Annotated in this window: 23 protein-coding genes and 1 tRNA gene; 12 read left to right on the top strand and 12 right to left on the bottom strand. The window is 69.8% G+C overall.

The features are described from left to right. Positions 1–27: 27 nt before the first annotated feature. The 4 genes from ACIOMQ_RS27620 to ACIOMQ_RS27605 all read left to right on the top strand — a co-directional run bounded on the left by ACIOMQ_RS27620 (position 28) and on the right by ACIOMQ_RS27605 (position 3,350). Positions 28–546 (top strand): hypothetical protein, encoded by a 519-nt coding sequence (locus ACIOMQ_RS27620; RefSeq protein ID WP_401268406.1) that lies wholly within the window; start codon positions 28–30, stop codon positions 544–546. An 81-nt stretch (positions 547–627) separates the two neighbouring features. Beyond that, positions 628–1,470: a DUF4097 family beta strand repeat-containing protein gene (locus ACIOMQ_RS27615; protein WP_362205331.1), complete on the top strand. Its 843-nt coding sequence runs from the start codon at positions 628–630 to the stop codon at positions 1,468–1,470. Between the two features lie 81 nt (positions 1,471–1,551). Further along, complete coding sequence (locus tag ACIOMQ_RS27610; protein ID WP_402128320.1) at positions 1,552–2,562, top strand: ATP-binding cassette domain-containing protein; 1,011 nt, start codon at positions 1,552–1,554, stop codon at positions 2,560–2,562. Beyond that, complete coding sequence (locus ACIOMQ_RS27605; protein ID WP_402190797.1) at positions 2,559–3,350, top strand: ABC transporter permease; 792 nt, start codon at positions 2,559–2,561, stop codon at positions 3,348–3,350. Before ACIOMQ_RS27610 ends, ACIOMQ_RS27605 begins: the two co-directional genes overlap by 4 nt. A gap of 53 nt (positions 3,351–3,403) precedes the next feature. Here the strand turns inward: ACIOMQ_RS27605 and ACIOMQ_RS27600 are convergent. Then, a tRNA-Cys gene (locus tag ACIOMQ_RS27600) sits at positions 3,404–3,475 on the bottom strand. 209 nt (positions 3,476–3,684) lie between these two features. Between ACIOMQ_RS27600 and ACIOMQ_RS27595 the strand changes: the two genes are divergently transcribed. From ACIOMQ_RS27595 to ACIOMQ_RS27580, 4 genes are all read left to right on the top strand, one after another. Further along, on the top strand, positions 3,685–5,157 hold the full coding sequence (locus ACIOMQ_RS27595) for an MFS transporter (RefSeq protein WP_401756857.1): 1,473 nt from the start codon (positions 3,685–3,687) through the stop codon (positions 5,155–5,157). A gap of 40 nt (positions 5,158–5,197) precedes the next feature. Continuing rightward, positions 5,198–5,398, top strand: a complete 201-nt coding sequence (locus tag ACIOMQ_RS27590; RefSeq protein ID WP_145763772.1) for a ribbon-helix-helix protein, CopG family — start codon at positions 5,198–5,200, stop codon at positions 5,396–5,398. Next, entirely contained in the window at positions 5,395–5,784 is a 390-nt protein-coding gene (locus ACIOMQ_RS27585; protein ID WP_401268398.1) for a type II toxin-antitoxin system death-on-curing family toxin, read from the top strand. Before ACIOMQ_RS27590 ends, ACIOMQ_RS27585 begins: the two co-directional genes overlap by 4 nt. A gap of 151 nt (positions 5,785–5,935) precedes the next feature. Continuing rightward, positions 5,936–7,717 (top strand): DEAD/DEAH box helicase, encoded by a 1,782-nt coding sequence (locus ACIOMQ_RS27580; RefSeq protein WP_362205318.1) that lies wholly within the window; start codon positions 5,936–5,938, stop codon positions 7,715–7,717. Positions 7,718–7,781: 64 nt separating this feature from the next. Here the strand turns inward: ACIOMQ_RS27580 and ACIOMQ_RS27575 are convergent, their stop codons facing one another. From ACIOMQ_RS27575 to ACIOMQ_RS27560, 4 genes are all read right to left on the bottom strand, one after another. Then, a complete protein-coding gene (locus ACIOMQ_RS27575) occupies positions 7,782–8,468 on the bottom strand; it encodes a hypothetical protein (RefSeq protein ID WP_362205315.1) in 687 nt (228 codons plus the stop codon). A gap of 5 nt (positions 8,469–8,473) precedes the next feature. After that, a complete protein-coding gene (locus ACIOMQ_RS27570; protein ID WP_362205312.1) occupies positions 8,474–10,771 on the bottom strand; it encodes a hypothetical protein in 2,298 nt (765 codons plus the stop codon). After that, positions 10,771–11,217, bottom strand: coding sequence for a hypothetical protein (locus ACIOMQ_RS27565; RefSeq protein WP_362205309.1), 447 nt, complete (start codon positions 11,215–11,217; stop codon positions 10,771–10,773). Before ACIOMQ_RS27565 ends, ACIOMQ_RS27570 begins: the two co-directional genes overlap by 1 nt. A gap of 354 nt (positions 11,218–11,571) precedes the next feature. Continuing rightward, positions 11,572–12,141, bottom strand: coding sequence for a hypothetical protein (locus ACIOMQ_RS27560; RefSeq protein ID WP_401941324.1), 570 nt, complete (start codon positions 12,139–12,141; stop codon positions 11,572–11,574). A gap of 244 nt (positions 12,142–12,385) precedes the next feature. Between ACIOMQ_RS27560 and ACIOMQ_RS27555 the strand changes: the two genes are divergently transcribed. From ACIOMQ_RS27555 to ACIOMQ_RS27540, 4 genes are all read left to right on the top strand, one after another. Further along, a complete protein-coding gene (locus ACIOMQ_RS27555; protein WP_401268393.1) occupies positions 12,386–14,110 on the top strand; it encodes a hypothetical protein in 1,725 nt (574 codons plus the stop codon). Positions 14,111–14,267: 157 nt separating this feature from the next. Continuing rightward, a complete protein-coding gene (locus ACIOMQ_RS27550) occupies positions 14,268–16,238 on the top strand; it encodes a hypothetical protein (RefSeq protein ID WP_362205300.1) in 1,971 nt (656 codons plus the stop codon). Positions 16,239–16,575: 337 nt separating this feature from the next. After that, a complete protein-coding gene (locus tag ACIOMQ_RS27545; RefSeq protein WP_124723277.1) occupies positions 16,576–17,217 on the top strand; it encodes an IclR family transcriptional regulator in 642 nt (213 codons plus the stop codon). A gap of 48 nt (positions 17,218–17,265) precedes the next feature. Then, a complete protein-coding gene (locus ACIOMQ_RS27540; RefSeq protein ID WP_362205297.1) occupies positions 17,266–18,054 on the top strand; it encodes a S16 family serine protease in 789 nt (262 codons plus the stop codon). Here the strand turns inward: ACIOMQ_RS27540 and ACIOMQ_RS27535 are convergent. The 7 genes from ACIOMQ_RS27535 to ACIOMQ_RS27505 all read right to left on the bottom strand — a co-directional run bounded on the left by ACIOMQ_RS27535 (position 17,984) and on the right by ACIOMQ_RS27505 (position 24,236). Beyond that, positions 17,984–19,399, bottom strand: coding sequence for an MFS transporter (locus ACIOMQ_RS27535; RefSeq protein WP_402190793.1), 1,416 nt, complete (start codon positions 19,397–19,399; stop codon positions 17,984–17,986). The two genes, ACIOMQ_RS27540 and ACIOMQ_RS27535, sit on opposite strands and share 71 nt — an antisense overlap. A gap of 46 nt (positions 19,400–19,445) precedes the next feature. After that, positions 19,446–19,643, bottom strand: coding sequence for a hypothetical protein (locus ACIOMQ_RS27530; protein WP_362205291.1), 198 nt, complete (start codon positions 19,641–19,643; stop codon positions 19,446–19,448). Positions 19,644–19,672: 29 nt separating this feature from the next. Continuing rightward, positions 19,673–20,281: a winged helix-turn-helix domain-containing protein gene (locus tag ACIOMQ_RS27525; RefSeq protein WP_362205288.1), complete on the bottom strand. Its 609-nt coding sequence runs from the start codon at positions 20,279–20,281 to the stop codon at positions 19,673–19,675. Between the two features lie 108 nt (positions 20,282–20,389). Next, complete coding sequence (locus ACIOMQ_RS27520) at positions 20,390–21,280, bottom strand: glycine betaine ABC transporter substrate-binding protein (protein ID WP_362205427.1); 891 nt, start codon at positions 21,278–21,280, stop codon at positions 20,390–20,392. Positions 21,281–21,410: 130 nt separating this feature from the next. Beyond that, positions 21,411–22,310, bottom strand: coding sequence for an ABC transporter permease (locus ACIOMQ_RS27515; protein WP_362205285.1), 900 nt, complete (start codon positions 22,308–22,310; stop codon positions 21,411–21,413). Continuing rightward, the gene (locus tag ACIOMQ_RS27510; protein WP_401268384.1) at positions 22,307–23,596 is read right to left on the bottom strand and encodes an ABC transporter ATP-binding protein; all 1,290 of its coding nucleotides are present in this window, start codon (positions 23,594–23,596) and stop codon (positions 22,307–22,309) included. Before ACIOMQ_RS27510 ends, ACIOMQ_RS27515 begins: the two co-directional genes overlap by 4 nt. Further along, entirely contained in the window at positions 23,589–24,236 is a 648-nt protein-coding gene (locus ACIOMQ_RS27505) for an ABC transporter permease (protein ID WP_362205282.1), read from the bottom strand. The genes ACIOMQ_RS27510 and ACIOMQ_RS27505 overlap by 8 nt, the downstream gene beginning before the upstream one ends. Positions 24,237–24,239: the final 3 nt, after the last annotated feature.

Below are 24,239 nucleotides of genomic sequence, written 5' to 3'. Positions count from 1 at the left end.
GCGCCATGATGGTGCCATCATGGCGTCATGGACCTCACTCCGTATGTCGACACCCTCCGCCGCGAACTTGCGGTGGCCGCCGAAGCCGGCGGCGAGGAAGCCCGCGAGCTGGCGGCGAGACTCACCGCTCCCCTGGAGTCGGCGGCCCGGCTGACCATGCTCAATGTGCTCTCCGCCGCGACGGACGAGATCACCCGCGAACTCGCCCCCGGCTCGGTCGACGTACGGCTGCGCGGGCTCGACCCCGACTTCGTGGTGACGCCGCCGCCCACCGACGGCGGCGCCCCCGCGGAGCCGGCCGTGCCTGTCGAGCCGCTCAAGGCCCCGGCCCCGGCCGACGGTGACGAGGGCGGCACCGCCCGCGTCAACCTGCGCCTGCCGGCCCACCTCAAGACCCGCGCCGAGGAGGCCGCGAGCCGCGAGGGCCTGTCGGTCAACGCGTGGCTGGTGCGGGCCGTGTCGGCCGCGGTCGACGGCGGCGCCCGGCCGCGTACGACGGAGAAGGCCCGGACCATCGGACAGGGCTTCACGGGCTGGGTGCGCTAGTCGCGTCCCCATCCCACCGCTTCACCCACACCGCGTCCCACCAGCGGGGACGTCCTGAAGACCCAAGAGGACGGGACAGCCATGCCTTCTTTCGACACTCCCGAACCGATCTCGGCCACGGCGCACGTGGATGCCGGTTCCATCCAGTTCACCGCGGGTGACCGCCTCGACACCGTCGTCGAGGTGCGGCCCCGCGACCCGAAGCGGGACCAGGACGTACGGGCGGCCGACCAGACCGAGGTCACGTACGCAAGCGGCGTACTGACCGTCAGAACGCCCAAGTCCAATCTGTTCGGCCGCACCGGCACCGTCGACGTGACGGTCGAACTGCCCACGGGTTCGCGCATCGACATGACCGGCGCCTGGGCCCAGGTGCTCGGCGAGGGCCGGCTCGGCGAGGTCCGCGTGAAGACCTCGGCCGGCGACGTCCGCCTCGACACGACCGGCCCGCTGAAGCTGACCGCCTCGCACGGCTCGATCACCGTGGACCGGGTCGAGGGCATGGCCGAGATCACCACCAGCTCCGGCAGTCTGCGCGTCGGCCTCGTCGACGGCCCCGCCGTCCTGAAGAACTCGCACGGCACCACGACCGTCGGCGCCGCGACCGGCGAGCTGCGGGTGAGCGGCGCCAACGGCGACATCGAGATCCGGCGCGCCGAGGACTCGGTCACCGCCACCACCGCCCACGGCACCCTGCGCGTGGGTGAAGTGGCCCGCGGCACCGTCCAGTTGGAGACCTCCTACGGTGCCATCGAGGTCGGCGTCCGCGAGGGCACGGCCGCCTGGCTCGACGTCCACTCGGGCTCCGGGCAGGTGCGCAACACGCTCACCGTGTCCGAGACCCCGGGGAAGAGCGAGGACACCGTCGAGGTCCGCGCCCGCACCCGGTACGGCAACATCGACGTCCGCCGCGCCAAGGTCTGACCCCGGAAGAACCGACCCCGACTCACTCACTCCCCAGCCACTTCAGCCTTCGATTGGGAGGGCCCCATGCCTTCTTCTGTCATGCCCGCATCAAGGCAGGGCGACGGTCACCCGTCGCCGGCCGCCGTCTCCGCCGTCGGTCTGCGCAAGTCGTACGGCGACAAGACCGTGCTCGACGGCATCGATCTGCACATCCCGGCCGGGTCCGTGTTCGCGCTGCTCGGGCCGAACGGCGCCGGCAAGACCACCGCCGTGAAGATCCTGTCCACGCTCATCACCGCCGACGGCGGGCAGGTCCGGGTCGCGGGCCACGACATCGCCACGTCACCGGACGGGGTGCGTGCCGCGATCGGCGTCACCGGGCAGTTCTCCGCCGTCGACGGGCTGATCACCGGCGAGGAGAACATGCTCCTCATGGCGGACCTGCACCACCTCTCCAAGCGCGAGGGGCGGCGGGTCACCGCCGAACTCCTGGAGCGGTTCGACCTCGTCGACGCCGCCAAGAAGCCCGCCCAGAGCTACTCCGGCGGCATGAAGCGCCGCCTCGACATCGCCATGACCCTCGTCGGCAACCCGCGGATCATCTTCCTCGACGAGCCGACCACCGGCCTCGACCCGCGCAGCCGCCACAACATGTGGCAGATCATCCGCGCGCTCGTCTCCGACGGCGTCACCGTCTTCCTCACCACCCAGTACCTGGACGAGGCCGACGAGCTCGCCGACCGCATCGCGGTGCTGAACGACGGCAAGATCGCCGCAGAGGGGAGCGCCGAGGAACTGAAGCGGCTCATCCCGGGCGGGCACGTGCGGCTGCGGTTCACCGACCCGGCCGCGTATCAGAGCGCCGCCGTCGCGCTGCGCGACGTCACCCGGGACGACGAGGCGCTCGCGCTGCAGATTCCCAGCGACGGCAGCCAGCGCGAGCTGCGCTCCCTCCTCGACTGGCTGGACTCGGCCGGCATCGAGGCGGACGAACTGACCGTGCACACCCCCGACCTCGACGACGTGTTCTTCGCCCTGACCGGCTCCACCGTGCCCAGCCAGCGCAGCCAGACCAGCCAGCCCAGCCAGTCCAAGGAGGATGTCCGATGAGTTCCCTCTCCCTCGCCGTGCGCGACTCGTCCACGATGCTGCGGCGGAATCTGCTGCACGCGCGGCGCTACCCGTCCATGACGCTGAATCTGCTGCTCACGCCGGTCATGCTGCTGCTGCTCTTCGTCTACGTCTTCGGCGACGTGATGAGCGCGGGCATCGGCGGCGGCGGCGCCGATCGCTCCGAGTACATCGCCTACCTCGTGCCGGGCCTTCTGCTGATGACCATCGGCAGCACCACGATCGGCACCGCGGTCTCCGTCTCCAACGACATGACCGAGGGCATCATCGCCCGCTTCCGCACCATGGCGATCCACCGCAGCTCCGTGCTCACCGGGCACGTCATCGGCAGCGTGCTGCAGTCGATCGCCAGCGTGGTCCTCGTGGGTGCCGTCGGCGTGGCCATCGGCTTCCGCTCCACGGACGCCACGGCCCTGGAGTGGATCGCGGCATTCGGGCTGCTCACGCTGTTCGCCCTGGCGCTCACCTGGATCGCGGTCGGGATGGGCATGGTCAGCCCGAACGCCGAGGCGGCCAGCAACAACGCGATGCCGCTGATCTTCCTTCCGCTCATCTCCAGCGCCTTCGTCCCGGTCGACGCGATGCCGGGCTGGTTCCAGCCGATCGCCGAGTACCAGCCGTTCACTCCGGCCATCGAGACCCTGCGCGGGCTGCTGCTGGGCAGCGAGATCGGCCACAACGGGTGGCTCGCCGTCGCCTGGTGCCTGGGCCTCACCGTGCTCGGCTACTTCTGGTCGAAGGCGGTTTTCAACCGCGATCCGAAGTAGCAGGAAGAGCCGCCCGCCCCGGAAATCCCCCGGGGCGGGCGGCTTCGTCTGCGAGGCCGTGACCGGATTCGAACCGGTGTAACTCGAGTTGCAGTCGAGCCCCTGAACCACTCGGGCACACGGCCGTGTGTTCCTCGTCGTGGTCAGAACGTAGGGCCGGGTGTCCTCGCCGCTCAAGGGTGCGGGGCGGGCCGCAACGCGACTGCCACACCGCGTTCACGATCGGGTCCTGCCGCCGCCCGCCCGGCACGGCGCGGTCCTACGACCAACAGACGAGAGAGGGACCGTCTCGCGACAGGGGTCATAGGAGATCTTGCCCCTTACTCTTGGGCTCATGAGTGCCCTGGAACCACGAGACGCCGGTACCGATGCCGGCACCGCCGCCGATGCGGCGATACCGACCCCGTCCGCCGAAACCGGAGGGGTGCTCGGGCGGACGTACCGGGCGCTCAGCGTCGGCATCGTCTCCGTCGTGTTCCTGATCGCCTTCGAGGCGACGGCCGTGGGGACCGCGATGCCGGTCGCCGCCCGTGAGCTGCACGGCGTACCGCTCTACGCGTTCGCGTTCTCCGCGTACTTCACCACCAGTCTGTTCGCCATGGTCCTCTCCGGGCAGTGGGCGGACCGGCGCGGGCCACTGGGGCCGCTGGCCACCGGGATCAGCGCGTTCGGGGTGGGGCTGCTGCTGTCCGGGACCGCCGGGACGATGTGGATGTTCGTCGCGGGGCGGGCCGTCCAGGGGCTCGGCGGCGGGCTCGTGATCGTGGCGCTGTACGTGGTGATCAGCCGCGCGTATCCGGAGCGTCTGCGGCCGTCGATCATGGCCGCGTTCGCCGCGAGCTGGGTGATCCCGTCCGTCGTGGGGCCGCTCGCCTCCGGGAGCGTGACCGAACACCTGGGATGGCGGTGGGTCTTCATCGGCATCCCCGTCCTCGTGGTGTTCCCGCTGGCGCTCGCGCTGCCCGCGATCCGGCGCCGGGCGTCCGGGCCGGCCGATCCGGCGGCGCCCGTCGAACCGTACGACCGTCGCCGCATCCTGCTCGCGCTCGGGATCTCGCTGGGCGCGGGGCTGCTCCAGTACGCCGGGCAGGAGCGGAACTGGTTCGCGCTGCTTCCGGCCGCCGCGGGGGTTGCCCTGCTCGTCCCCGCCGTGCGCGGACTGCTGCCCCCGGGCACGGGCCGGGCGGCGCGCGGGCTGCCCTCGGTGGTGCTGCTGCGCGGGGTGGCGGCCGGGTCGTTCATCGCCGCCGAGTCGTTCGTACCGCTGATGCTGGTGACCCAGCGCGGGCTGAGCCCGACGATGGCCGGGCTCTCGCTCGCGGCCGGGGGAGCGACCTGGGCGCTCGGTTCGTACGTGCAGTCCCGGCCACGCCTTGAGCGGTACCGGGAACGCCTGATGGTGGGCGGCATGGTGCTGGTCGCCGCGGCGATAGCGGCCGCGCCGTCCGTGCTGATCGACTCGGTGCCGGTCTGGACCGTGGCCGTGGCCTGGGCCTTCGGCTGCTTCGGCATGGGCATGGTGATCGCGTCGACGAGCGTGCTGCTGCTGAAGCTGTCGGCGCCGGAGGAGGCGGGCGCGAACTCGGCCGCCCTCCAGATCTCCGACGGGCTGTCGAACGTCCTGCTGCTGGCCGCGGGCGGGGCGGCCTTCGCCGCGCTCGGCGGAGGTGCGGTGGGGGCCGTGCACGGGGCGGTGGAGGCGGGGGCCTCCGGGTCGCATCCGGGGGCGTTCGCGGTGGTCTTCCTGCCGATGGCGGGGGTGGCGCTGGTGGGGGCGTGGGTGGCGGCGCGGGTGCGGGCGCGGTAGCTGGTACCAATGTGGCCCCACTCGGTGGTGCCGTTTCGGTATGGCCATGAACCTGCGTCTTCGTGACGATCAGACCGAAGCCCTCAAGCGGCGCGCGGAGCAGGAGGGGACCAGCATGCACGCCATACTGCTGCAGGCCGTCGACGACTACCTGGCCAGAACCGCTCAGCAGGCCATCGTCCGCAAGACGGCCAAGGAGCAGGCGGCCAAGTGGAGCGAACTCATGGAGCGGCTCAAGTGAGCTGTGTCTACCTGACCTCCGAGGACATCCTCGTCATCGCCGAGCACGCCTGCACGGACATGCACATCGTCGTGCGCGATGCCGGGCTCCTCGAATCGGCGGCACACCGCCCCTCCGCGGCCATGTTCGGCGAGGAGGCCTACCCGGACCTGATCGACAAGGCTGCCGCGCTCCTGCAGTCCCTGGCGATCAACCATCCGCTTTTCGATGGCAACAAACCCATGGCCTGGCTGTCGTGCGTGACCTTCCTGGCGATGAACGGGGTCGATCTCCGCCCGGACATCGATGCCGCGGAACGCCTGGTGATCGCGGTGGCCACCGGGGAAATGGACGAGGTGAAAGCCATCTCTCAAGGGCTGCGCGAGCTGGTCGTCGACGTCGTGTGACGGCCATCGCAATTCCGTGCGGGGCGGCGTAGTCCGAGGCGGTTCACGCCTGGCCCCCCGGTAGGGTGGCCCGGTTGTCGTATCGCGTACGGGTCCGTCCCGGCCCGTACGGACAGCGCCCCACGTACCCGAGAGACCCGAACCGGAGACCGTGACTACTACCGCCTCCCACCACCTCTCACCCGCCTTCCCCGGCCGCGCCCCCTGGGGCACGGCCGGAAAGCTGCGAGCCTGGCAGCAGGGCGCCATGGAGAAGTACATCCAGGAGCAGCCGCGCGACTTCCTCGCGGTCGCCACCCCCGGCGCGGGGAAGACCACCTTCGCGCTGACCCTCGCGTCATGGCTGCTGCACCACCACGTGGTGCAGCAGGTCACCGTCGTCGCGCCGACCGAGCACCTGAAGAAGCAGTGGGCCGAGGCCGCGGCCCGGATAGGGATCAAGCTCGACCCCGAGTACAGCGCGGGCCCCGTCAGCAAGGAGTACCACGGGGTCGCGATCACCTACGCGGGTGTCGGCGTCCGGCCGATGCTGCACCGCAACCGGTGCGAGCAGCGCAAGACCCTCGTGATCCTCGACGAGATCCACCACGCCGGTGACTCGAAGTCCTGGGGCGAGGCCTGCCAGGAGGCGTTCGACCCGGCCACCCGGCGCCTCGCGCTCACCGGTACGCCGTTCCGGTCCGACACCAACCCGATCCCCTTCGTCGTGTACGAGGAGGGGAACGACGGCATCCGGCGCTCCTCGGCCGACTACACCTACGGCTACGGCAACGCGCTCGCCGACGGCGTCGTGCGGCCCGTGATCTTCCTCAGCTACAGCGGCAACATGCGCTGGCGCACCAAGGCCGGTGACGAGATCGCCGCCCGGCTCGGCGAGCCGATGACCAAGGACGCCATCGGGCAGGCCTGGCGTACCGCCCTCTCGCCCACCGGGGACTGGATCCCCAATGTGCTGAGCGCCGCCGACAAGCGGCTGACCGAGGTGCGCAAGGGCATTCCGGACGCCGGTGGGCTCGTCATCGCCACCGACCAGGAATCGGCACGCGAGTACGCCAAGATCCTCAAGAGGGTCACGGGCGAGAAGGCCACCGTGGTCCTCTCCGACGAGAAGGCCGCGTCGAAGAAGATCGACCAGTTCAGCGAGGACGAATCGCGCTGGATGGTCGCGGTCCGCATGGTGTCGGAGGGCGTCGACGTGCCGCGCCTCGCCGTGGGCGTGTACGCCACCACCATCTCCACGCCGCTCTTCTTCGCGCAGGCCGTCGGCCGTTTCGTGCGGTCGCGCAGGCGCGGCGAGACCGCCTCCGTCTTCGTGCCGACCATTCCGATGCTCCTCGACTTCGCCAACGAGATGGAGGTCGAGCGGGACCACGTCCTCGACAAGCCCAAGAAGGGCAGTGACGAGGAGAACCCGTTCGCGGAGGAGGACAAGCTCCTCGCCGACGCCGAGAAGCTGGAGGACGAGGAGACCGAGGAGCAGCTGCCCTTCGAGGCCCTCGAATCCGACGCGGTCTTCGACCGGGTGCTGTACGACGGTGCCGAATTCGGCATGCAGGCACACCCCGGGAGCGAGGAGGAGCAGGACTACCTGGGGATTCCGGGGCTGCTGGAACCCGACCAGGTGCAGCTGCTGCTCCAGAAGCGGCAGACCCGGCAGATCGCGCACAGCCGTCAGAAGCCGGCCGGGGAGGCCGACCTGCTGGAGAAGCCGGCCGAGGCGCGGCCGGTGGTCACCCACAAGCAGCTGCTGGGACTGCGCAAGCAGCTCAACACGATGGTGTCGGCGTACACGCACCAGAGCGGCAAGCCGCACGGAGTGATCCACACCGAGCTGCGGCGGGTGTGCGGCGGGCCGCCGAGTGCGGAGGCCACGGCCGGGCAGATCCAGCAGCGGATCGAGAAGGTTCAGGAGTGGGCCACCCGGATGAGGTGAGCCGGCACCTACGGCCCCCGGTGCGCGGGCGGAGCGATCCGCCTGTGCACCGGGGGCCTCGCGGTTATCCGGGCAGGGCGTCGGGTACTTCGGCGGGCAGCTTCGCCTGGGCGGCGCAGCCGAGTTCCTTGGCCAGGGCGCGGGACATGTCGTTGAGGATCGTCATACGGTCCTTGCCGGTGCTGTCGGCGTTCATCTTGTTCTTCGCCGAGTACATTTCGGCCTTCACGTAAGGGGCGCTGCCTTCGGGTCGCTTTGTGGGGCATTCGAAGAACAGGGAAGTGGCCACGTACCCCGTCGCGGAGGCGTACACCCCGAGCGGGTAGAACAACTGGTCGTGGTCCTTGTCCTTTGCCGCCTCCATCGGGTCCGGGTGGCTCTGCCGCGCCATGAACCCGATGGTCAACAAGGGGCGTCCGCTCTTGTCGCCCTCCGGATACAGGATGCACTCGTAGCGGGAGATCGTGGATTCCTGAAGGCCCTTCGCGGCCGACTCCAGCGACCACCTCCCGGGATCTTCCGGCTCGGTGTATCCGTCCTTGCCCCCGATGTGCTTGAGCGCGGCCGCACCCGCCGACGTCAGCGTTCCGTCACAGACCTGTGATGTGGAGAGCACGTCCGGCTTGTCGGTCCTGGCACCATCGTCGCTGCACGCGGTGGCCCCGCCGGCGACGAGGGCCGCGCACACGGCCCAGCGGACCGGCGTCCACATGAACGCTCCGCTCCTGGTGCGGGTGATTGTCTGTCTCATGGTGGTCAGTCCTTGTACGGGGCGCGCCCGCGGTAGTCATCCTGAAGCGACCCCGTCCCGAGGTAACTGCTCTTGATGTCCTGGGCCCAGTCCTGGTCGTCGCCGACTTTCTCCATTCGGGGGTTCGCCTCGACATAGTTGGTGTAGGCGTCTCCCAGTTGGGCCACACCCGCGCCGTAGAACTTCTGACTTGTCATCTGCGACTTCTCGGTGGCGTCCTGCTCGGAGTCGTCGATGCTCTTGTCGACTTCGTGGCCGATGAATGTATTCACCATGTCCCCGACGGTGTCCGCCGCCATGGGAGCGACCACCAGGGCCGCGGCAGTGGAGCCGGGCAGCGGGATCGCCGCGATTCCGCCTCCCACCACCACGCCGGCGCCCAGCTTGACCCAGTCCCCGGAGCGGCCGAGAGACTTGTTGGCCTGCTCGGCGTCGTCCTTGTACGTGGTCTCCGCCTGCTGCACGCGCGAGTGGTCCAGGATGCCGCGGGCCTCGGCGCCCGTGGTGAGCGCGTCGTGCGCGTTGCCGATGTTCGCCTCGCTCGTGGCCGGGTAGGCGTCCAGCGCACTGAGCGTGTACAGGTGCTGCGCGGACGTGACCACTCCGTGCGAGGTCTCATCCTGGCCCAGCACGCTGAGAAAATTGATGGCGCCTTCGTTGCCGAAATTGGCTCGCCCCTGGTACTTCGCCGGGAACGTACCGTCGTCCTTCGCCTCATCGCCGATGCCCGACAGGCTGTAGTCGATGTCGTCGATGTAGGCCGCGCCCATCTTCCCCAGGCTGTCGGCCAGTTGTGACTGCTCGTGCAGCATTTTGGGGCCGTCCTCGCTCCCGTACAGGAACGCCACCTGCTCCATGACGCCGGCTGTCGCAGCCGTGCGGTGGTCTCTGCTGCCGGGGACCATGGGGTCCTTGCCGGACATCGGGTCGGCGTCGTACGCGTATCCCGTGGTGGCGGCTTCCAGGGCGTGACCGAGCGAGTCATGGCCGGAGATGACCTTGCTGTCGCCGCCGAAGGTGGCGTCCGGGAGCCAGATGCGGTCCTTGGTCAGGTACTTGAGGTGATCGTTCACCTCGCCCTCCTTGTCGACCGTCGCCCCCGCGCCTTCGGGCTGTGCGAAGAACTGGGTCGAGGCGTCGGGGTTGTGGCCCAGGGCTTCCATGAAGCCGGTCATCGGGTCCCGGCCGCGGTCGTTCTTCCCGTAGAAGTTGAGGTCTCCCTGATTCCAGTTGTTGATCCAGGGGTTCATGTTCTTGACGTTGTGTTCCTTGTCGTAGGCGATGAGTTTGTCGCCGTAGTCGTTGAGGAACTGGTCGTCGTAGTCGCCGAAGCGCATGAGATTGCTCATGACGCCGAAGCCCGTCGGGTCGTTGGCGTCGTCGATGCCGAGCCGGTCCGGGCCCAGCTTCACCATCTTCTCTTCCCAGTCCTGCATCTTGTCGCTGTCGGAGAGCGTGGCCGTGCCCAGTGTGATGCCGAGATTCTTCTGGAGCTTTTTCGCCTGCTCGATCCGGTCCCGGTCGGTCCCGTACCCCTGGTACGGGTCGGCGATCCCGGCATAGAACTCCAGGACCTTCTTCGGTTCCACCTGCGTGGCGAACCGCTCGGCGAAGAGCGGGTCGTTCTTGTAGGCGGCCAGGGTGGTGTTGAGCGTGTTGAGCTCGGTCAGCGTGACGTCGTGCGGGTCCTTCTTGAGGATCTCCGCCATCTTCTCCGCCTCCGCCACCGCCTTGGCCGCGGAGTCGCGGTCCGAGTAGCTGGCATCGGAGAAGCCGTACTTGGCCTGGTCGACAATGAGGGTGAGCACTTTCGCCGCCGATGTGTCGCTCTCCGTGGCCTTCTTCAGAATGTTCTGAATCTCGTCCCGGAACGCGTCGACGTCCTGTTGGGTGTGCTCGGGCAGCGTGGTGCCCTTCGCCGCCCGGTCGGGGTGGATGTTCATGGTGACGGTGAAGGATCCCTCGCCCATGTCCCGGACGGTGAGGTTCTTCTGCACCCCGCGGTGGATCGCGTCGTTGAGCTGTGTGCGGTAGCCGACGAGTTCCCCACGGGTGTCGGTGAGGATCTTTGTGACGGTTTCGGCCTGGGTGTGGGCGTCGGCGAATTCTCCGGCCGTCTTGTCCACGAAAGCGCGGGTCACGGTGGCGTTTTCACCGGCCCAGTTCGCTTTGTCCGACTTGGCTTTGAGGTCGTCCTTGGCGTCACCCTGGAGGGATTTGAGCTTTACGACCATTTGTTCCCAGTCGGTGATGGCCGCGTCCAGGTCGGAGAAGTTCGCGAAGCGCAGGGAGTCGAGGTCCATCAGTGGCCCGGCCTCTCGTCGAAGCCCTTGTCGAGCGTGTCGATGTTGCTGATGACCGTGCCGATGTAGACCTCGTCGCCGGCATGGGCGCCCTTGGTGTAATCGAGGTGGTTCGAGATGTGGGCGCAGGCGTCCAGCAGGGAGCGGACCTGGTCGATCCACCGCGAGGCCACATGATCGAGGGCCGCGCCTATGGCGAAGGTCTCCGTCTTGAGGCCTCCGGCGGCCTTCTGGGTGGCGGCGCGGGCGTGGTCACCGGCCTTCTCAAGATCTCCGTACATCCGGTATGCGGTATTGCCGATCGCCGCCAGGTCCTGCTGATCGACTTTCAGATCGCCCTGGGGAACCGGTCCTCCGCCGCCTGGTTCGACCTGGTTCAATTGCATCTGAGTCGAGTGTCTCTCTGCCGCCTCGGATTTCAGCTGCTCCCATTCGTCCCATGCCATTGGTGATTACCTTCCCCGCAGTCCCAATGATTCCCGTATGTCGCTCTTGCGGGCGGTATACGGTGCGTCACTTTATCAATGGGGCGGAGCAGTTGCCGTAAGAGTTGACCATGAATGGAAATGATCAACCGCAAGGGAGGTGTGTCCGGCACGGCTGCGCCGGATGGCGGGTCTGCGGCGGGCCGCCCGGCGCGGAGGCGACGGCCGGGCGGGCCCAGCAGCGGATCAAGAAGATCCGGGAGCGGGCCACCCGTATGACGTGAGGTGACGTGTCAGAGGCGTGCGGATGCCGGCCCGGGGCGGGGGCAGTGGCCTCCGTCCCGGGCCGGCGCCGTTCGTGCGGATCGAGTGCGGCTACCAGACGAACGCCGCGGACTGGTTGGCCGTGGCCACGCACGGAACCGTGGCCGACGTCGGGGACGAGGCCACGATCTGCAGGGACCAGTTCGTGGCGCTCGGCGGGCCGGACAGCACCACGGAGTCGGTGCGGTCACCCGCCGCCAGGGTGCCGGAGGTGAGCTTCAGCGGTCCCAGGGTGATCGGGTTGGGGCTGGTCATACCGGGGTTGGTCTTTCCGGAGAACTGCACCTGACTGGTGACGCCGCCCGAGGTCTTGGTGAGCTTGAGCGTCGTCGTGATGCTGTTCGGGTCGGCGCTGGTGCCCAGCGGCATCGTGATCGCCGTGGACGTGATCTTGATGGTCTTGGTCGTGCCCGAGTCGACAGCGGTCAGGGTGGCGAGACCGCTGCCCCAGGTCCCGCAGTCGTACGTGGCCGTCGCGGTCAGCGGGGTCACCGCCTGGGCCGTCGGCGCCAGGGCGAGCGCGGCGGCCGCGGAACAGGCCGCGGCCAGCACCAGCGGGACACGGACGCGTCTTCGGTTCTGCGGCCGCACGGTCGACGACCGTACTGAAGTGATGGACATGACGGGGGGAACTCCTTCCGGTTGAATTCCGCAGATTCGCAGGATTCGCAGGATCGATCCGCAGGAATCGCGGGGGATCGCGGGAATCGCAGTCGATCTTTCTTGCGGAGCTGCGTGCCGGGCCCGGCATGTCGGGTGCAGTGAAACTGTGATCTTCAGAGATGTCAAGAGATGTCAACAGGTGCGTGGAAAGTGCCTCGGAAATGCTTTTCGGGCATTTCAGGTAACGATCACTCTCCGGATAATGATCAGTCGGTTCTCTCTTGACTTCTCCGCACGTGACCTCCTCAATGTGCGCAATCAATGGGCCATGGAGGGGTGTCTGGTGATTCGACGACGAAGACCCGGCGTGACCGGTCTGCTCGCTGCCTGCTTCGTACTGTCACTGGGCTGTGCCGGGGCCACCGCCCAGGCCGCGCCGCCGGATGCGCGGCAGCAGGCCGCCGGTACGGTCACCCCGACCGTCCACTGCGTCCTGCCGGCCGGCCAGGGCGAGGCCACCGGGCCGCAGGAGATGACCGTCGAACTGTCTCCCGCGGTCGTCGCCCCGGGCGGCAAGGTGCACGCCAAGGTCACCCTCGGCCCGTCCCCCGCCACCAGCGCACTCGCGCTGGACGACGTGCCGACCATCCCCAGCCTCGACCTCGCCATGTCCGGCGGGGCCACCGGCACCGTCACCGTGCGGGGCGCCGAGTTCACGATGGACGTCCCGGCCGGGAAGCCCATCGAACTCCCGCCGTACGAGGGTGACTTCCTGGTCCCGACGGGCGCCTCCGGGGAGATCTCCTTCGCCCCGGTCCGCACACTGACGCAGACCAAGGTGCTCGGCTCGGTCTTCGAGACACCCTGTGACGTGGTCGGCGGGGGCGGCTCCATCGGTACCGTCACGGCGCAGGGCACCGGCTCCGAGCCCGCCACCCTGACCGCCCCGGCCGATCCCGTACGCCCCAACACCCCTGTGGCGCTGGGCGGTTCGGGCTGGACGCCGGGTGGTGCCCCCGTGCCCTCGCTCTGCGCGACGGGCGGGGGCGGCTGCGACCCGCTGAAGTTCAAGAGCCACACCCTCACCATCGACAGCTACGGAACGCTGCACGGCACGGCCACCCTCGCGGAGGCCGGGGCGGTGCCGGACGGCGCGTACGAGGTGAAGGTCAACGACGGTACGAAGGAAGCCACCGCTCCCCTCACCGTCAAGGCCGTCGCGGCCGGCGACCGCGAGATCTCCCTCTCGCGGAGCAGCGGACCGGTCGGCAGCGTGATCACGGTCAGCGGAAAGAACTACAACCCGGACCGCTGGATCAATGTCATCGGCCTCGACGCGGCGGGCACCGGGCTCGACGACAGCGCGGTCTACGTCAAGAGCGGCCCGGACGGCACCTTCGCCGTCGAGTTCACCGTGATCTCCGATGCCGTCGTCGCCGTCCAGGCCGACGAGGGCAACGACCCGGCCACTGTACGGACCACCCCGTTCACCGTGACCACGGACGGGGGAGGGGGCGGCGGCACCGCCGACCAGAAGCTGAACACCTCGGTCCGGGCCGGGACACTGTCCATGGTCCAGGACGGCGACACCGTCGACTTCGGTACGACGGTCCTGGGCACCGGCAGCGGTGTGCAGCGCTCCCGGCTCAACCGGGTCGAGGTGGAGGACGCCCGCGGCGTCAACAGCGGCTGGTCGCTGACCGCCACCCTCACCGGCTTCACCAGCGCCGACGGGGGCACCATCCCGGCGGACGCCGTCCGGTGGACACCCATGTGCACGGCGCAGAACGGGAGCGTGGGTGTGCCGGTGGCAGGATCGCCCGTCGCACTCGGGAGCCAGGCGGCGAGCCTCTGCCGGATGAATCCGGACGGCTCCCGCCCCTTCACCGGCGGCCGGTTCGACGCCGACGCCGATCTCGTACTGACGGTGCCCGGGTTCACCCGGCCCGGAGATTACAGCGCCACCCTGACCCTCACTCTTCTCTGAGAACCGTCAGGGGGAAAGTCCCGGAGACGCCCGCCCGCTCCGTATCGCGAAGGAGCAGGCGGGCGTCGCCCTTTCCGAGTTCGCGGAATTCCCGTAGTCATGGAGGAACCACATGGTCGCCCGACAGAGATCGAGAAGGACGGAAAGACCCGGTGCGGTGTTACGTCGTGCCGTCGCCCTCACCGCAGGGGCCGTGCTCGCCTGGACCGGCGGAACCGTCGCACTCGCCCCCGTCGCCCACGCGGGCACCGTCACCCCGACCGTCCACTGCACCCTGCCGGCCGGGCAGGGCGAGGCCACCGGGCCGCAGCAGATGAGCGTCGACCTCTCGCCGGGCATCGTCGACCCGGGCGGCAAGGTCCACGCCAAGGTCACCCTCGGCCCGTCGCCCGCCACCAGCGGACTCAGCCTGAGCGACGTGCCCACCACGCCCAGCATCGACTTCGCCATGTCGGGCGGAGCGACCGGCAAGGTCACCGTCACCGGACCCCAGATCAACCTGGACATCCCGTCCGGGAAGCCCATCGAGATCCCGCCGTACGAAGGGGACTTCCTCATCCCCGCCGACGCGAGCGGACCGATCTCCTTCACACCGGTGCGCAACCTGACGCGCACGAAGGTGCTCGGCTCCACCTATGAGACCCCGTGCGACGTGACCGGTGGCGGCGGCTCCATCGGCACTGTCACCGCCGAGGGCACCGCGGGGCATCCGGCCACCCTGACCGCGCCCACCGCCGCAGTCCGGCCGTCCACCGGGGTCGCCCTGTCCGGCAGCCTGTGGACCGCCGGCGCCACCCCCGTTCCGTCGCTGTGCGCGGCGGACGGCGGCGGCTGCGACGCCGGCAAGTTCGTCTCCAGCACCCTCGCGATCAGCGGCTCGGGCGAGCTGACCGGAAGCGCGGTGCTCGCCGCGGCGGGCACGGTGCCCGACGGCTCGTACCTGGTGAAGGTCGGTGACGGTACGAAGGAGGCGACCGCGCCCCTGACCGTCAAGGCGTTCCTGCCCACCGGGCCCCGGGCCATTGCGCTCTCCCGCGCCGGCGCACCGGTCGGCAGCGTCGTCAGGGTCACCGGCAGCAACTACTTCCAGGATCGGTGGATCAACACCGTCGGCCTGGACGCGACCGGGGCGACGCTCGACGACACCGCCGTCTATGTGAAGAGCACCCCCGACGGCACGTTCGGCGTCGACTTCACCGTGTCCGACCCGGCCATCGCCTCGATCCAGGTCGACGAGGGCAACGATCCGGCCACCGTACTGACCACCCCGTTCACCGTGACCGATGCCTCCGCGACGCTCTCCGCGGGCGCCGCGAAGGTCAAGCCCGGCGGAACGATCACCCTCTCCGGCGGCGACTGGCCGACCGGCACCACGCCCGCCGCCGCGCTCTGCGCCGCCGACGGTACCGCCTGCGACAGCGCGCGGATCAGCGGCTCCACCCTCCGGATCAACGCCGACGGAACCCTCGCCGGTACGGTCACCGTGGCCGGATCCACCCCGCGCGCCGTGTACGCGCTCCAGATCACCGCCGGGGGAGCGCAGGCCCTCACCCCGCTGACCGTCGCCCCGTCCTTCGTCGTCCTCACCCCGTCGGCCGGGCCGAAGGGGAGCGCCGTCACCGTCCTCGGCCAGGGCTTCGCCCCCGTCGCCACCGTGTCCATCGTCGGGCTGCGGGCCGACGGATCGCAGACGTCCGACCCGGTGCGGACGAAGGTCGTCGGGCTGGACGGAGCGTTCTCGCAGACCTTCACGGTCAACGCCACCGACACCGTCGCGATCCGGGTCCGGGAGGTCCTCGTCAACCCGCGTACCGAGACGGCGGCGTTCACCGTCCAGGACGGGACCGTCCCCGCCGGGCCGGCCTTCGCGCTCTCGCCGCCCGAGGGGCCCGTCGGCACGTCGGTCCAGGTGACCGGCCGGGGCTTCGCCCCCGTCGCCACGGTGTCGGTGACCGGCCGCACCGCCGACGGGAAGCAGACCTCGGACGCGTATGTCACCCGGATCGTCGGACTCGACGGCACGTTCGCCCTCAACTTCACCGTCCGCGATCCGGCGACGAGGGCGATCAGGGCCTGCGAGGTGCTCGTGAACGGAAAGATTGTGCAACAGTCGTTCACGGTGAGTTAACGTCCGTTCACGTCCGGTATACGGAGTGTCGCCGGGGCGTCGGTCGACCTGGACGCGCGTAGACGTCCAGGTTTCGGCCGGCGCCTCACTGACCGGCGCTTATGCTTTTTCACCGCAACTCCACTTCCACTGACGCCCGGATTCTGGACGAGGTCTTCCGCTGAGCGGACTGGCTCGCTACTGTCCAAAAAAATGAACGCCCCGTGGCAACGCCGCCGCGGAGCGCAGCCGGTGCCTTGGCCAGGCCGGCGGCCTCTCCGTGCGTCGCCGCTGGGACCGGCGGCGCACATTCCGTGGGAACCAGCCGCCGCCGCTCACCACAAGAGGAGAGGGCGTCGTGACCGCGGAGACCTCCCAGACGCTCGACCGGGGACTACGGGTCCTCAAGCTGCTCGCCGACACCGACCACGGCCTGACCGTCACCGAGTTGTCCAACAAACTCGGCGTCAACCGCACCGTGGTCTACCGCCTGCTCGCCACCCTGGAGCAACACGCCCTGGTGCGCCGTGATCTGGGTGGCCGGGCCAGGGTGGGCCTGGGCGTGCTGCGCCTGGGCCGCCAGGTGCATCCGCTCGTACGGGAAGCCGCGCTGCCCGCGCTGCGGTCCCTCGCCGAGGACATCGGGGCCACCGCCCACCTCACGCTGGTCGACGGCAGTGACGCGCTGGCGGTGGCGGTCGTCGAGCCGACCTGGACCGACTACCACGTGGCCTACCGGGCCGGGTTCCGCCACCCGCTGGACCGGGGTGCCGCGGGCCGCGCGATCCTCGCCGCCCGCCAGAAACCGGTGGGCGAGACCGCCTTCACCCTCACCCACGGCGAGCTGGAAGCCGGGGCGAGCGGGGCGGCGGCCGCGCTGGTGGGGGTGACCGGGGTCGAGGGCAGCGTCGGCGTGGTGATGCTCGCCGATTCCGTACCCGAGCGGGTCGGCCCCCGGGTCGTGGACGCGGCCCGCGAGGTGGCGGACGCGCTGAGGTAGGGCCGGGGCACGGCCCGCACCACCCGCCCCGGTGGTTAGATTGGGCGGGTGCTCACTCGTCTCTCGCGCCCCCGCACCCTCGCCCTGTGCGCCCTGCCCGTAGTCGCCCTGTTCGGTGTGGCCGCCTTCGCGCCGCTGCCGTTCACGCTGGCGCAGCCGGGCACGACCGCGAACGTGCTCGGGAGCGATCACGGCACTCCTGTGATCAGCATCAAGGGCGCGCCCACCCGCACCACCCGGGGCGAGCTGCGGATGACGACGATCGTCGCGACCGGGCCCACCGCCGACGTCGGTGCCGGTGATGTGATCGACAGCTGGTTCCGGACGGACCGGGCGGTCCTGCCCCGCGAATCCGTCTACCCGACCGGCGGCTCCGAGAAGGAGATCGAGCAGCACAACCTCGACGACATGCGGAAGTCGCAGAACTCCGCCGTCGACGCGGCCCTGAACTATCTCGGCAAGCCCAAGGGCTCGGTCGACGTCACCCTGCACCTCGCCGATGTGGGCGGCCCCAGCGCGGGCCTGTTCTTCGCGCTCGGCATCGTCGACAAGCTCGACGGCGACGGCTCCGGCGGCGACCTCACCGGTGGCCGCACCGTCGCGGGCACCGGCACGATCCAGGCGAACGGCGAGGTCGGGGCGGTCGGCGGGGTGTCGCTGAAGACTCAGGCCGCGCGCCGTGACGGTGCGACCGTCTTCCTCGTCCCGAAGGCCGAGTGCACGGAGGCGGGCGCCGAGCTGCCCAAGGGGCTCCGGCTGATCCCCGTCACGACCCTGAAGAGCGCGGTGTCCTCGCTCCAGGCACTGGAGCAGGGGCGCAAGGTCCCGAGCTGCTGACCTTGCGGGCCGGTGACGGCACGGCAGCCCCCGCCGCCTCGGTCCCGGCCCCGGCCTCGGTCCCGCCCTCGGTCCCGGCTTCGGCCTCGGTCCCGCCCTCGGTCCCGGCTTCGGCCTCGCTCCCCACCCCGTCCATCGTGCGCCAGACCGGGAACACCAGCGGGCTCAGCGTCGCCAGCAGGTACACCCCGCCCATCGCCAGCAGCGCACCCCGCGCGCCCGCGCTCTCCACCAGCAGGCCGGCCGCGAGACCGCCCACCGGCATGGCGAGTTCGCCGCCCGCCGTGAGGACCCCGGAGACCCGGCTGCGGAGCTCGTCGGGCACGCTTCCGTAGATCACCGTCGTCAGGATCGGGTTCAGCATCCCGCCCGCGATGCCGCTCAGTGCCATGGTCACGGCCAGCGGCAGCGTCGTCCCGGTCAGCGCCGCGACCGCGTACCTGGGTGCACCGCACAGCAGTACGCACACCGTGAACACGGCTCGTCGCGAGAAGCGGTGGCCGAACCACCCGTACAGCAGCGCCCCGGTCAGCCCGCCCGCGCCGAACAGCGCGGTGAGCAGTCCGATGTCCCTGGCCCCGCCCAGCTCGGCGGAGGCGTGCACCGGCAGCAGGACGGCGTTCCAGCCCTGGTCGGTGCCGTTCATGAAGAGGACCATCACCACGACCGCGAGCAGCAGCCGGTTGCCCAGCAAGTAGGTGTATCCCTCGCGCAGTTCGGTGCGGTACGCCCGCAGCGTGACCGGCTCGGCGGCCTTGCGCGGTTCGGCCGCGCGGACCCCCCGCACCCCGGACGCGATCAGCAGCGCGGACGTCAGGAACGTCGCGGCGTCCAGCAGCAGGACGGTCTCCGCGCCGACCAGCGCGATCAGTACGCCGGCCAGCGCCGCCCCGACCATCCGGGCGCCGCGCGAGACGGCGTCGAAGAGGCTGGCGGCGCGGGCGAGGGTGGTTCCGGCGTGCTCGGCGAGATCCGGTACGAGGACGTAGCGCGCCGTGTTGCCCGGAGTGTGCAGGAGTCCGCCGACCGCCATCAGCGCGCACAGCATCCAGAACGCCAGTGCGTCCGCGTAGTGCAGCACCGGTATGGCGGCGACGGAGACGCCGCACACCAGATCGGAGGTGACGGAGACCCGCCGGCGTCCGATCCGGTCGATGACGGGCCCGCCGATCAGTGCCGAGACGACGATCGGCAGTGTCGCGCAGAAGGCGACGACACCGGCCCTTCCCGCACTGCCCGTGGTCTCCAGGACGAACCACGGCACCCCGATCAGGGTGAGTGAAGTCCCGGCGGTGGATATGGAGTTGGCTGCCAGCACGGATGCGAGCGGCCTGCGGTCACGCATGCCCGCGGGTGTGGTGTCCCGCGCGTTCTTCCCCCCGTCCATCGTGCTAGGCCGTACGGGGCGAGTGGAGTGCCGGTGTGGGCCGGTTCGGTATCAGGCGCAGGCCCAGCTCGACCATGGTCCAGCCCAGTCGGGTCCGCAGGTCCCTTCGCGGGGCGCGGAGTGAGAAGCGGAACTCGTCGGCCTGGTGGCGCAGTTCGGCGGAGCGGACGGCGTGCAGCTGCAGGTGCGTGTCGGGGTGCATGGTGGGTTCCTCTCAGTCTGTTGGGCGCGTCAGTCTGTGGGGCGCGGGAACGCGTGCAGATGGGTACGGACGAGGGCCGAACCCTCGGTGCCTTCCGGCACCCGGTCCTGGTAGCTCTCGAAGAGGGCGTGGACCTTCTCGATCAGCTCCGCGGAGAGGTCGGGAGTGAGGCGCATCTTGAAATCGCTGACGTCCCAGCCGCGCCGCCACTCCTCGGGCCATTCGTGCATCGTGCCGAGCCAGGTGTTCAGCTCCTGGGCGTGCGAGGTGGCGATCTCGTGGAGTACGACGCCGACGGCGCCACGCACCTCGGGGTCCGGATGGCTCAGGAACCGGCCGGTGTTGAAGGCGGTGCCCGCGTGGACGGCCCGCCACCAGCGTTCGCGGCCCTTGCCGCGCTCCGGGTCGTCCTCGACGAAGCCGTACGTCGCCAGCTGCCGGAGGTGGTAGCTGGTGGCGCCGCTGGACTCGCCGAGCCGGTCCGCGAGGCCGGAGGCGGTGGCGGGGCCGAACTCCCGCAGCGCGCTCAGCAGCCGCAGGCGCAGGGGGTGGGCGAGCCCGCGCAGGGTGCGGGCGTCGACCAGGTGGACGTTCTCTTCGTCGGCGGGGCTGTCGCCGCCGTCTTCCGTTGCGGGCATGACTCGACTGTAGACTTGCAAAGCGGTCTTTGCAACAAGGTCTTTGCAACCACTTCTTTGCGGCATGCGCCGGAGGACTCACGGAGGGCGGCGGAGCTCCGGGAGGGGTCATCCCTTCCTGATGAACCCCTCCCGGAGCAGCCAGTCCTTCGCCACCTCGTGCGGGTCCTGCCCTTCGACATCCACCTTCGCGTTGAGCTCCTGCGCGACCTCCGTCGTCAGCTTTCTGCTGACCGGGTCGAGCAGCCCCGCGATCTCCGGGTACTTCTCGAAGGTCCTGGTGTGGATGACGGGCGCCGCGTTGTAGTTGGGGAAGAAGTGCTTGTCGTCCACGAGCACGTCGAGATCCATGGCCTTGATCCGGCCGTCCGTGGTGAACACCTCGCCCAGCAGGCAGGAGTTGGACTTCGAAACCTGGGTGTAGATGATCCCGGCGTCCATCTTCTTGATGTTGCCGGCCGGGACCGACATCCCGTACGCCTTCTCCATGCCCGGCAGCCCGTCGTCGCGCGAGGCGAACTCGTTCTCCACGCAGATCGTCACCGCCGACGGGCTCCTCCTCGCCAGTGCGGCGACATCGGAGAGCGTCCGCAGGTGGTACTTCGCGTTGTTCTTCCTGCTGACGGCGAGCGCGTAGGTGTTGTTGAGGGTGGACGGCGGCAGCCAGGTCACCCCGTTCTTCCGGTCCTCGTCCCGGACCGCCTGCCACTGCTTCAACGGGTCGGCGATCGGCTTCGCGTGGCCCAGATAGGTGATCCAGCCGGTGCCCGTGTACTCGTACATCGCGTCCGCGCCGCCCTTGACGATCGCCTCGCGCGCACTGATCGAACCGGGCAGGTTCGTCCGGTCCAGGACCTCCGCCCCGGCCGCCTTGAAGACCAGGCCGATCATCTGGCCGAGGATGATGTTCTCGCTGAAGTTCTTCGAGGTGACGGTCAGCGAGGCGCCCTTCAGCGGATCGCCCTGTCCGACGGATCCGGGCACCACGTCGTCCACCATCGGCGAGCCGCTCTTCAGCCCGCACCCGGAGAGTGCCAGCGCCAGAGCCACCGCCCCCACGAGCCCGGCACGCACCTTCCGCCGGCCCCCCGCACCCGGCCCCTTCGGCCACCGCCTCCGCGGGCCCATCTCACCCCACCTCCAGCCCGCGCGGGGTCAGCGCCACCTCGACCAGCGAGGCCAGCCAGTCCACCAGCAGCGCCAGCACCACCGTCAGTACGGAACCGAGCACCAGCACCGGCATCCGCTGGGTCTGGATGCCCGAGGTGATCAGGTCCCCGAGACCGCCGCCGCCGACGAAGGTGGCCAGGGTCGCGGTGCCGACGTTGAGCACCAGCGCCGTCCGCACACCGGCCAGGATCAGCGGGACGGCGAGCGGCAGTTCGACCTTGGTGAGTGTCCCCAGCGCCGACATGCCGATCCCGCGCGAGGCCTCGACCAGGTTCGGTTCGATCGCCTTGAGGCCGGCCACCGTGTTGGAGAACACCGGCAGCACCGCGTAGATCACCATGCCGATGATCGCCGTCGACGGGCCGATGCCCAGCCAGATCACCAGCAGGGCCAGCAGGCCGATCGCCGGGGTCGCCTGCCCGACGTTGGCGAGCGCGGTGACCAGCGGAGCGCCCCTGCGCAGCCTGCGCCGGGTCAGTGCGATCCCCAGCGGGACGGCGATGATCAGCACCCAGAACGTCGAGATCGCGGTCAGCCTCACATGCTGCCACCAGCGCAGCTGCACATTGCCGCCGGTGAGCGAGTTCCTCGCGATCGAGTCGAGGTGGACGCTGGTGATCCACAGATAGGTGACGACCAGGACGATCACGAGCGCGGCCGGCAGCAGGACCAGCTTGCGCCAGGTGATCCGGCGTCCGGGCCGCGCCGGCGGCGGCGGGGGTTCCTCCTCCTCGTCGCGGAAGGCATGGCCCTTGACGTCGTACTCGCCGGGCGGACGGTCCTTGTCGGACGCGGGCACCCGGCGGGGGGAGCGCGCCGTACGCGCCCGCCCGGGATCGAACGGAGATGTGGGATTCATGCGCCCGCGCCGCCCTCCAGCTCCTGTTCGGTCCGATGGGTGCGGAGTTCCTCCAGGTCGTGCTGGTGCTCGATGGCGGTGAGCCGGTCGGCCTCCAGCAGTTCGTGGACGGAGTTCATCAACGTGTGCATGTCGACGACCCCGATGAACTCGCCGCGCCGCCCGGTCACCGCGACCCGTCCACCGCTGTCGGTCAGCACCGCCTCCAGCGCGTCGTGCAGCGTCGCGTCCCGCGTCACCGTGTCGTGGACCAGCTGCCCGGCACGCGCCAGCGAACCCCGGGCCCGCATCAGGTCGCCGCGCCGCAGCCACTTGTACGGGCGGTTCCTGCGGTCCAGCATCAGGAGCTCGTTGTGCAGGCTGCTGCGCAGCGTGTTGAAGATCGACTGGAGCGGGTCGTCGACCGTCACCGTCGGGAACTGGGCGATCTCCACGTCCCGTACGCGCGTGAGATTGAGCCGCTTCAGCGCCGCCCCGGCACCGACGAACCCCGAGACGAAGTCGTCCGTCGGGTTGGTGAGGATCGCCTCCGGGGTGTCGAACTGCGCGATGTGCGAACGCTCCCGCAGCACGGCGATCCGGTCGCCCAGCTTGATCGCCTCGTCGAAGTCGTGGGTGACGAAGACGATCGTCTTGTGCAGCTCGTGCTGGAGCCGGATCAGCTCGTCCTGGAGGTGGTCGCGGGTGATCGGGTCGACCGCGCCGAACGGTTCGTCCATCAGCAGCACCGGTGGATCGGCCGCCAGGGCCCGTGCCACGCCCACCCGCTGCTGCTGTCCGCCGGAGAGCGCGCGCGGGTAGCGCCCGTGGAACTCCCGGGGGTCCAGGCCGACGAGATCGAGCATCTCCTCGACGCGGTCCCGCACCTTCGCCTTCGACCAGCCGACCATCTTCGGTACGAGGGCGATGTTCTCCGCGACCGTCATGTGGGGGAAGAGCCCGGACGACTGGATCGCGTAACCGATCTTGCGGCGCAGTCGCACCGGGTCGATGTCGGTGACGTCCTCGTCGTCGATCCTGATCCGCCCGGACGTCGGCTCGATCAGCCGGTTGATCATCTTCAGGGTGGTGGACTTCCCGCAGCCGGACGGGCCGACGAAGACCACGGTCTCGCCCGCCTTGATGTCCATCGTGACGTTGTCCACCGCCGGGTTCGGATTGCCCGGATAGCGCTTGGTCAGGTTGTCCAGATGGATGGTCGCGCCGGAGGTGGTCCTCGTCGTCCCGGCACGGCCGGCGGCGGTGCTCCCGGATCCGGTCGTCGCGGAGTCGGCGGTCTCAGGCACGGATCCCCCTGGGAATGGTGAGCCGTCCGAGCAGGACGTACGCGGCGTCGAACAGCAGGGCGAGGACGACGATGCCGAGCGTGCCGGCGAGCACCTGATTGATCGCGTTGGCGCTGCCCAGTGAGGCGATGCCGCGGAAGATCTCATTGCCCAGACCGGGGCCCGACGCATACGCGGCGATGGCGGCGATGCCCATCAGCATCTGGGTCGAGACCCGGATGCCGGTGAGGATCGGCGGCCAGGCGAGCGGCAGCTCCACCCGGAACAGCCGGGCCGGCCGCGACATCCCGATGCCCTTCGCCGCGTCGACGAGTGCCGGATCGACCCCGCGCAGCCCCACGATGGCGTTGCGGACGATGGGCAGCAGCCCGTACAGCGTCAGGGTGACGACCGTGGGCGGGACGCCCAGCCCGACCAGCGGGATGAGCAGACCGATCGCGGCCAGGGACGGGATGGTGAGGATCGTCGCCGTCGACGTGATGGCCAGCGACCCCGCCCATCCGCTGCGATAGGTGACGGCCCCGATCAGGATGCCCAGCGCGGTGGCGATGACCATGCACTGGAACACGGCGCTGACGTGCTGGAACGCGTCGGTGAGCAGCTGTTGGTGCCGATTGCCCAGGTACTCCCAGAAGCTCACACG

This window comes from Streptomyces sp. NPDC087845 (assembly GCF_044742755.1).
Classification (GTDB): domain Bacteria; phylum Actinomycetota; class Actinomycetes; order Streptomycetales; family Streptomycetaceae; genus Streptomyces.
The sequence above is the reverse complement of the archived record's forward strand: the minus strand, read 5'-3'. Positions and strand labels throughout refer to the sequence as shown.